At 53.7% G+C, this 7,872-nt stretch carries 9 protein-coding genes; 7 read left to right on the forward strand and 2 right to left on the reverse strand.

Features of this window, described 5'->3' with window-relative positions:
• The first annotated feature begins 536 nt into the window (after positions 1-536).
• The 7 genes from NW844_RS11260 to NW844_RS11290 are packed head-to-tail and all read left to right on the forward strand — an operon-like array spanning position 537 to position 7,065.
• Complete coding sequence (locus NW844_RS11260; protein ID WP_414335712.1) at positions 537-2,615, forward strand: molybdopterin oxidoreductase family protein; 2,079 nt, start codon at positions 537-539, stop codon at positions 2,613-2,615.
• Between the two features lie 26 nt (positions 2,616-2,641).
• Positions 2,642-3,109, forward strand: coding sequence for a nitrate reductase associated protein (locus NW844_RS11265; RefSeq protein ID WP_414335726.1), 468 nt, complete (start codon positions 2,642-2,644; stop codon positions 3,107-3,109).
• Between the two features lie 55 nt (positions 3,110-3,164).
• Complete coding sequence (locus NW844_RS11270; RefSeq protein WP_414335713.1) at positions 3,165-4,328, forward strand: molybdopterin molybdotransferase MoeA; 1,164 nt, start codon at positions 3,165-3,167, stop codon at positions 4,326-4,328.
• Position 4,329: 1 nt separating this feature from the next.
• Entirely contained in the window at positions 4,330-5,268 is a 939-nt protein-coding gene (gene moaA, locus NW844_RS11275; RefSeq protein ID WP_414335715.1) for a GTP 3',8-cyclase MoaA, read from the forward strand.
• Between the two features lie 4 nt (positions 5,269-5,272).
• A complete protein-coding gene (gene moaC, locus NW844_RS11280; protein WP_414335717.1) occupies positions 5,273-6,340 on the forward strand; it encodes a cyclic pyranopterin monophosphate synthase MoaC in 1,068 nt (355 codons plus the stop codon).
• 8 nt (positions 6,341-6,348) lie between these two features.
• On the forward strand, positions 6,349-6,612 hold the full coding sequence (locus NW844_RS11285; RefSeq protein WP_414335719.1) for a MoaD/ThiS family protein: 264 nt from the start codon (positions 6,349-6,351) through the stop codon (positions 6,610-6,612).
• A complete protein-coding gene (locus NW844_RS11290; RefSeq protein ID WP_414335721.1) occupies positions 6,613-7,065 on the forward strand; it encodes a molybdenum cofactor biosynthesis protein MoaE in 453 nt (150 codons plus the stop codon).
• 188 nt (positions 7,066-7,253) lie between these two features.
• Here the strand turns inward: NW844_RS11290 and NW844_RS11295 are convergent, their stop codons facing one another.
• Both NW844_RS11295 and NW844_RS11300 read right to left on the reverse strand, forming a co-directional pair.
• The gene (locus NW844_RS11295; RefSeq protein ID WP_414335723.1) at positions 7,254-7,481 is read right to left on the reverse strand and encodes a transposase; all 228 of its coding nucleotides are present in this window, start codon (positions 7,479-7,481) and stop codon (positions 7,254-7,256) included.
• A 48-nt stretch (positions 7,482-7,529) separates the two neighbouring features.
• Positions 7,530-7,667 (reverse strand): hypothetical protein, encoded by a 138-nt coding sequence (locus NW844_RS11300; protein ID WP_414335724.1) that lies wholly within the window; start codon positions 7,665-7,667, stop codon positions 7,530-7,532.
• Positions 7,668-7,872 lie beyond the last annotated feature (205 nt).

Below are 7,872 nucleotides of genomic sequence, written 5' to 3' on the forward strand. Positions count from 1 at the left end.
TCTGGGAAGTGGATAAAGCGGGGACTGTGCCAAACAGCCAAAGGGTGGTTAGTGAACGCTGATGCTAACGCTGCGGCTAACCTACTGAAAAAAGTAAGCAGAACTTTGGGGCTTTGCCTCGAGGGACTGTCTAAGGGCGGTTTGACAACACCTTTACAAGTCCGTTTGTGGGCTACTTAAGAATCTCCCGACTTCAGTCGAGGGAGTGTCAACTAGCTGTGCTCGGTGGCGGATTAGGAGCGGCAAAGCTACTCCCTTCTGGAAAAGGGGAGTGTCCTGCGTCCATCTGAATGAGCATTTTAAGATGACATAACTGCATAATAGGTAACAAACGGTAGCACACATTACAAAAGATCTGGAGGCGACACCCCTATATTGGCCTGCGTTAAGGGCTTGAGCATGGACGCACCCTTCCCCGCTTGGCTGTCGGGATCCCTGAGGCGCCCAAGCTTTGCAGCCCAAGCAACAAATTCCTCGACTTTCTCCACCGTCGCTTTGCCCAGGAGGAGTAAACCAACTTCAGATGAGAATCAGCAATGGATAACGTGCGTAGCCTCTGTCCCTACTGTGGGGTTGGTTGTGGCCTGGAAATTCTGGCTGGCGGCACAAGAATTCGCGGGGATCGGTCTCATCCCTCCAGTCAAGGCATGGTTTGTGTTAAGGGTGCCACTCTTCTCGAAACCCTTGATCACAACCGTGCCACCGTGCCTCTTTATCGCTCCAGCCTCCGCGATGATTTTCAGCCGATTAGCTGGGATCAAGCGCTGGATTTGATCGTGGAGCGCATTCGCCAGAGTCGCCCCGAGCGAATTGCGATCTATGGTTCAGGGCAGTTGCATACTGAAGATTATTACGTTGCTCAAAAGCTACTCAAGGGCTGCCTGGGCAGTAATAACTTTGACAGCAACTCGCGCCTTTGCATGTCCTCTGCCGTGGAGGGCTACTGCCAAAGCTTGGGTTCAGATGGCCCTCCCTGTAGCTACTCTGACCTCGATAGCTGCGAGCTTGCCTTTTTGATCGGCACCAACACCGCTGAGTGCCACCCAATTTTGTTCAATCGCCTGCGCAAGCGCCACAAGAGTGACCCGAGTTTGAAGGTGGTGGTTGTGGATCCCCGCCGTACCGAGACGGCTGAGGGTGCAGATCTGTATCTTGGGATTGCTCCGGGCAGCGACATTGATTTGCTCAATGGTATCGCCCACCTACTCATTCAATGGGGGGCCATCAACCACGACTTCATTGCCCAACACACCGAAGGCTTTGAGACCTATGCGGCTCTGGTGGCCGAGTACACTCCTGCGCGTGTGGCTAGTCGCTGCGGCATAGAAATTGAGGATGTAATTGCCGTCGCTCGACTCTGGCAGCACTCCCGGAAAACCCTTTCCATGTGGTCAATGGGGCTTAACCAGTCCAGCGAAGGTACTGCCAAGGTTACAAGTCTTATCAATCTCCATTTGCTCACTGGCCAAATAGGCTTTGCGGGGGCAGGGCCGTTCTCGCTGACGGGGCAGCCTAACGCCATGGGCGGCCGAGAGGCGGGTGGCTTGGCCCACCTCTTGCCCGGCTATCGCAAGGTTACGAACCCGGAAGATCGCGCTGCTGTGGAGCAGTATTGGCAGCTTGGCCCAATCAATCCTGAGCCTGGCCTCGATGCTCTCGGGATGATTCGCGCTCTGGAGGCTGACGCCCTGGATGTTTTCTGGATTGCTGCCACCAACCCGCTGGTGAGCTTGCCCGACCTGCACCGGGTAGCAGCAGCGCTCTCGCGATCGCCTTTCACGATTGTCCAAGATGCCTACTTTCCTACCGAAACCACTGCCTACGCGCATCTGGTGCTGCCTGCTGCTCAGTGGGGTGAAAAAACGGGCACCATGACCAACTCCGAGCGCCGCGTTACCCTCTGTCCGGCGTGGCGCCATCCCCCCGGTGAAGCGCGGGCTGATTGGGAAATTTGGGCGGAAGTAGGCCGCCGTCTGGGCTTTGCCCAGGCGTTTAGCTTTGCCGATAGCGCAGCAGTTTTTGCCGAATATGTCGGTCTTACTGCTGGGCGTCCCTGTGATCTTTCTGGCCTCAGTCATGAGCTCCTGCACCAAGGCCCCCAACAGTGGCCTTATCCCCGTACTGGACCAATCGAGACCCGCAACCTCTATATCAATCACCACTTTCCAACGCCTACAGGTCGCGCTCGTTTCATCGCCAGTCATTCACACGGCCTTGCCGAACCGCCGGATCCCGACTATCCCTATGTCCTCACTACAGGACGCCTCTATGGCCATTGGCACACCCAAACCCGTACTGGCCATGTAGCCAAAATTCGAGCAATGCACCCCCAGCCTTTTCTCGAGATTCACCCCCGTGATGCTGACAGGGTAGGGCTCACCGATGGCGACTGGGTAAGGGTTGAATCACGGCGAGGCAAGGCTACCCTCCCGGTTAAAATAACTCGGGCGATCAGCCCCGGCACGGTATTTATGCCGATGCATTGGGGACCATTGTGGGGTGAAGATACCGCCTGCAATGCCCTCACTCACTCGGTTGCCTGCCCTAGCTCGAAGCAACCTGAACTTAAAGCCTGTGCCGTCAGACTTAGTCGCATCGAACCCCTGTCAATCTAAGCCCACTTTATGTCTTGGGTAACGCGATGATCTTTCAGTTCGAGCAAGACTTTGCCGATAGCCTCCGCTGCATCCCTATGGTTGTGCGCTTGAAGCTGGATCAGTGTGGCATCAAACTCAAACTACATCAGTGGCTGCGTTTTAGTCGTCAGCAGCGCCAAAGCTTGATTGACCGACCAACTGATACTGCTGCCGACCGTGCTGCCTACCGCGAGTACCTGATTCACCTTATTGAAAATGTCTGCCAAGAACAAGCTAGTGAACTGCCTGTTGATCCAAAACCGGCTTGGGAAGATGCCACCGCAATCCCTGCCAGCGTCCTTGAGCAAGCAGCAGCCAGGGGGGTTGTGCTGACCCTTGAGCTGTGGCAAAAGCTAACGCCCTTGCAGCGCTTTGCCCTCATTAAGCTTAGTTGCTCCAAGCACGAAAACCGTAACTTTGTACCTGCCTTTCAGGAATTCTCCTCACCCTGGAGCCAAGATAAGCGCTGCTAGGGTAGGTGCAGCTCATACTCGGACACTCCATTCGTTGGCCTTACTTTCAGCGCTTATGATCAGCGTCCAAGAAGCTGAAGCCGTTATCAAAGCCCAGTGGCTGCCACCTAGAACCGAGTCGATCCCAATCGCGAAGTGCGCAGGCCGGGTTCTTGCTGAGCCGATCTATGCCGATCGTGACTACCCGCCGATTAACCGCGTCATGGTGGACGGCATTGCCATTAACTACGCTGCCTATGCCGCTGGGCAGCGCCGCTTTAGGGTTGCGGGCATGGCTGCCGCTGGGGTAAGCGCTGCCACGCTGGCCGACCCGCAGCAGTGCTTCGAAGTGATGACCGGCTGTCCCCTGCCGCTGGGTAGCGATCTTGTCGTCCCCTACGAGCAGATTAGTATCGAGCGGGGAGTCGCTACCATCACCTATGAAGTTGAGCGCAGCAGAGGTGATTTTATTCATCGACAAGGCAGCGACTGCATCGCAAGGGCACTCGTTCTCCACCCCGGCATTACCCTCAAGAGCGTTCATATCGGCATTCTAGCCTCCTTCGGCTACAGCCATGTCCAAGTCGAAGCAGCTCCCCGCATCAAACTTGTAGCCACAGGTGATGAATTGGTCTCCATCGAGCGAACCCCCACACCCTATCAACTGCGATGCTCCAACGCTTACGCCCTCAGAGCTGCTCTCCTCGCCTACGGTTACACCGAGGTCGAGATTGACCACATCCCCGATGATCCGGCTAGCATTATCGCCCACTACCAAACTAACACCCAAAGCTATGACCTCTTGATTTACACCGGCGGTATCTCGAAGGGAAAACGCGACTATTTACCTCGAATTTGGCAACATTGTGGCGTTACTGGCTATATTCACGGTGTCGCCCAAAAACCGGGCAAGCCGATGTGGTTTGGCATTGATCATCAAGCTGACACCATTGTCTGGGGGCTACCAGGCAATCCTGTCTCAGCTCTTGTGTGTCTGCATCGCTATCTGCTGAACCGCACCGTTTATTCCGGCTATCTGGGTGAGACCATTACCTTTGAGCCTAATCTCACTTTTTTTGTACCTGCCAAGCTTGGTAGCAACCAAGCCCTCACACTAATCATGCCTCAGAGCTCTGGCGACTTTGTTGCTCTGGCAACCAGCGATGGCTTTGTAGAGCTCCCCCAAGATCAAGTGGTCTTTAAGGCTGGCGAAGTCTTTTTATTCTATCCCTGGTACTAGGATGCAACTAGTTGATCAATGGAACCGCCGCATTCGCAAGCTGAGGGTCTCCCTGACCGATCAATGCAACCTGCGCTGTCGCTACTGTATGCCCCTGTATCCTGAGTTCATGGACAAAAGCAGCTATCTAAGTCCGCAGCAATACAAAGACATTATCGGTGAGCTGCTGGACTATGGCATCGAGGAAGTTCGTATCACAGGTGGCGAACCTCTGGTTCGGCGCGAGTTTGCCGAAATCATGCAGGGGCTTGCTGAGCTGAAAATTCCCTCCCTCAGCCTCACGACCAATGGAGTGCTGTTGCACCTCTACTGGGATGTCCTTAAAGCTGCCAATGCTCATAATCTTAACATCAGTCTCGACAGCCTTCAGCCTGCTACTGAAGCCTGGATCACACACCGAGACTGCCTTGCCGATATTCTTCGTAATATCCGGGAGGGTATTGCTCAGGGGTTTAGCATCAAGCTCAACACAGTTCTGATGCGAGGCGTCAACGATCATGAGCTGTTTGATTTTGTTGAATTTGCTCGCGAGACAGGTGTGACAGTTCGCTTTTTGGAGCTGATGCGGATTGGCTATGCCAACCATATTTATGATGAGCGCTACATTTCAGCACAAGAGTGTATTGCTCGCCTAAAGGAACGCTATACCCTAACCCAGCTGCCGACGGTACCTGATTCTACAGCATTCTACTTCACAGTCGATGGGGCTGCCAAAATCGGATTTATTGCCTCCGAGTCGCAACCTTTCTGCAGCACCTGCTCGCGCTGGCGCTTGACCGCCGATGGACGTCTCTTTGCTTGCCTATTTACCGAAAACGGCTTGCCAATCCGTGATGCGACACCAGCACAACGCCGACAGATTTACCAACAGCTTTTAGGGATGAAGCCAATGCGCAGGGTCGAGCAGGTTTTACATCCGATGTACAGTTTAGGGGGCTAGATCTATGGGTGAGGCTGATCGTGTATGGGCGCATCTTGATGCTCAGGGCCAACCGCAGATGGTGGATGTCAGTAACAAATCTGCATCTTTGCGAGTAGCGACAGCTCAAGCAATAGTTCAATTGCCGCCTGCTTTGAGTACATATATTGTTGGTCAAGATATTTACCTCGAGAAAGGAGTGGTGTTTCAGACAGCAGTTATCGCGGGTACTATGGCTGTTAAAAAGACTGAGCAACTGATCCCCTTTTGTCACCAGATTCCCGTCGAGAGCTGCACCTTTGATATCAAAATTGATGATCGCTTGCTTGTAACTGTTCACTGCACCGTCAAAACTAGCGCCAAAACAGGCGTTGAAATGGAGGCCCTCTGTGGTGCTTCGGTAGCGGCGCTGACGATCTACGACATGTGCAAGTCGGTGTCACCCCACATCTGTATTCGAGAGACCCGCCTAGTGACCAAGTCCGGCGGCAAAAACGCCCTCCTGGAGCGTCCTCTCTACGGTCTGGTACTTACAGGGGGACAGAGCAAGCGCATGGGCCGGGATAAGGCTCTGCTGAACCACACTGGCAAACCGTATGCTGCCTATCTCTATGAATTGCTACAACCCTACTGCCAGCGAGTTTATCTATCAGCGCGTGCCGGTCAGTGGTTGAGCACGCCACTGGAGTTGCTGCCCACGCTGCCGGATCAAGTAGAAAGCGTTGGCCCAATCAGTGGTCTGCTGACTGCCCTGAACACCCATCCCGAAGCTAACTGGTTAGTTGTTGCTTGCGATCTCCTCAATCTGCAAGCAAAGACAATCCAAAAGCTACTGGAGCACTATCAAGCTGAAACGGTTGCGACCTGTTATGCTAACCCCAAACTTGGCTTTCCAGAGGCTCTCTGTGCAATCTATACTCCTCAGGCTGCAGCAGTGCTGAGGGCTGCCTATGCAGCCGGGGTATACTGCCCTGTTAAAGTCCTTGGCGACCAACCCTGTACCCTAGTTACCCCTGACTGTGAGGCCGAACTGATGAACGTCAATACCCCAGAGGAGTATGCTGCCTTTGAACGTCTTTTAAGCCCAAGGTAATCGAAACTATGACAACTCAGTCTACCCTGACCAAAACTGTAACTATCCAGTATGTGGCGATGCTGAGGGAGCAGTCTCAACGAAGTAGAGAAGTGCTCCAAACCGATGCAGCAAGCTACCTGGAGTTGTATCAGCAGGTGAAGGCGAAGTATGGCTTCCCGCTGGCAGTGGAAGATATTAAAGTTGCTGTCAATCATGAATTTTGTGACCTAACTAGTCCGGTCGACGACCACGCCTTCGTAATTTTTATTCCGCCAGTCTGTGGAGGTTAGATGCTGCGGTTTTTGATTAGTGACACTGCTATCCAAACAACCGAGCTCAGCCGCTTACTTGCCGATAGCACAGCGGGTGCCCTCGTAACCTTCGAGGGTTGGGTACGCAATCACAACAGGGGAAGGACTGTTCTCAGCTTAGAGTACGAAGTTTATGAAATCCTCGCCGAGAAGGAGGGCGAAAGGATCCTCCGGGAGGCCTGCTCTAAGTTCAATCTCTGTGGCGCTATCGCCTGTCACCGTCAGGGCCATCTTGCGATTGGCGACATCGCAGTGTGGGTTGGTACTACCGCTGTCCATCGAGCTGCTGCCTTTGCTGGAACACGCTACATCATCAATGCCATCAAGCATCGGCTGCCAATCTGGAAAAAAGAGTACTATCGTGACGAGGAACCGCAGTGGGTTTTGTGCCAAAAAACACCCTCGCTATTCGAACAATCATTTGATGAATAATTTCTAGGCTTTCTAGGCTGGCGTTAGAGAGTGTCATTGTTTGAACCAGGAGCAGTGTGGAGATCCCTGGCATGGACTTGGCCAGGCGGTGGTTCTTCACCTGCAAATCCTCATACGCCACGACGTTGTTAGACAAAGTGCTCCGCAACGCCAGAGGCGAGCACTACGTACCGGCCCAGCTTCATGGCTCAGTCTCTACGCTGGCGCTGGACTTTCAGGTGTACCTTGCCCAACCTCTTTCTCCGTTTGTGGTAGGGGTTGGACTGCCGCTCAGCTCCCTTGACGAATGTCCTGCTCAACTTGCGTTGATGTCTTTTCAGCCGCTTCTCATTCCGGCGCAAAAACTTAGGACAATCTACCGTGTTCCCCTTCTGGTCGGAGTAGAAGTGGTGCAGCCCCAGGTCGAGACCCACCATCTGGCCGGTGTACTCGCCCTGTGCCCAGCGCTCTCTGTCGAGGCAGAACTAGGCGTAGTACCTGTCCGCTCTGCGCACCACCCGCACCCGGTTGATCTTGGAGCCGAGGATAAGCTGTCTGGCTTTGCCGTTGCAGTACAAGGCAAAGGTACCTGCCTGGTTGCCGCCGGTGAAAGCGATGGCCATCCCGTCAGGTGAAAGTTTCTACCCCGACTGCTTGTACTCAACGGATACGAATGGCCTCATTCAGAGCTTGGTACTGCCCTGGTGTTCCGTTGAGTAGCTTGGCTTCTCTCACTACAGCCTGTTAATTTAAAATGGGGTACAGATTTCAAGAGGAAGGAGAGAAAGAGATGCCAACCCATTCTTTGGATCTACGGCAAAGAGTTGT

Origin of the sequence: Synechococcus sp. H55.2 (genome assembly GCF_047462495.1) — a bacterium.
In the GTDB taxonomy this organism is placed as follows: Bacteria; Cyanobacteriota; Cyanobacteriia; order Thermostichales; family Thermostichaceae; genus Thermostichus.

Excerpts from the sequence above, each read along its gene's own strand:
- NW844_RS11260 (WP_414335712.1), top strand. The coding sequence starts at position 537 with ATGGATAACGTGCGTAGCCTCTGTCCCTACTGTGGGGTTGGTTGTGGC.
- NW844_RS11265 (WP_414335726.1), top strand. The coding sequence starts at position 2,642 with ATGATCTTTCAGTTCGAGCAAGACTTTGCCGATAGCCTCCGCTGCATC.
- NW844_RS11270 (WP_414335713.1), top strand. The coding sequence starts at position 3,165 with ATGATCAGCGTCCAAGAAGCTGAAGCCGTTATCAAAGCCCAGTGGCTG.
- moaA (WP_414335715.1), top strand. The coding sequence starts at position 4,330 with ATGCAACTAGTTGATCAATGGAACCGCCGCATTCGCAAGCTGAGGGTC.
- moaC (WP_414335717.1), top strand. The coding sequence starts at position 5,273 with ATGGGTGAGGCTGATCGTGTATGGGCGCATCTTGATGCTCAGGGCCAA.
- NW844_RS11285 (WP_414335719.1), top strand. The coding sequence starts at position 6,349 with ATGACAACTCAGTCTACCCTGACCAAAACTGTAACTATCCAGTATGTG.
- NW844_RS11290 (WP_414335721.1), top strand. The coding sequence starts at position 6,613 with ATGCTGCGGTTTTTGATTAGTGACACTGCTATCCAAACAACCGAGCTC.
- NW844_RS11295 (WP_414335723.1), bottom strand. The coding sequence starts at position 7,481 with ATGGTGGGTCTCGACCTGGGGCTGCACCACTTCTACTCCGACCAGAAG.
- NW844_RS11300 (WP_414335724.1), bottom strand. The coding sequence starts at position 7,667 with ATGGCCATCGCTTTCACCGGCGGCAACCAGGCAGGTACCTTTGCCTTG.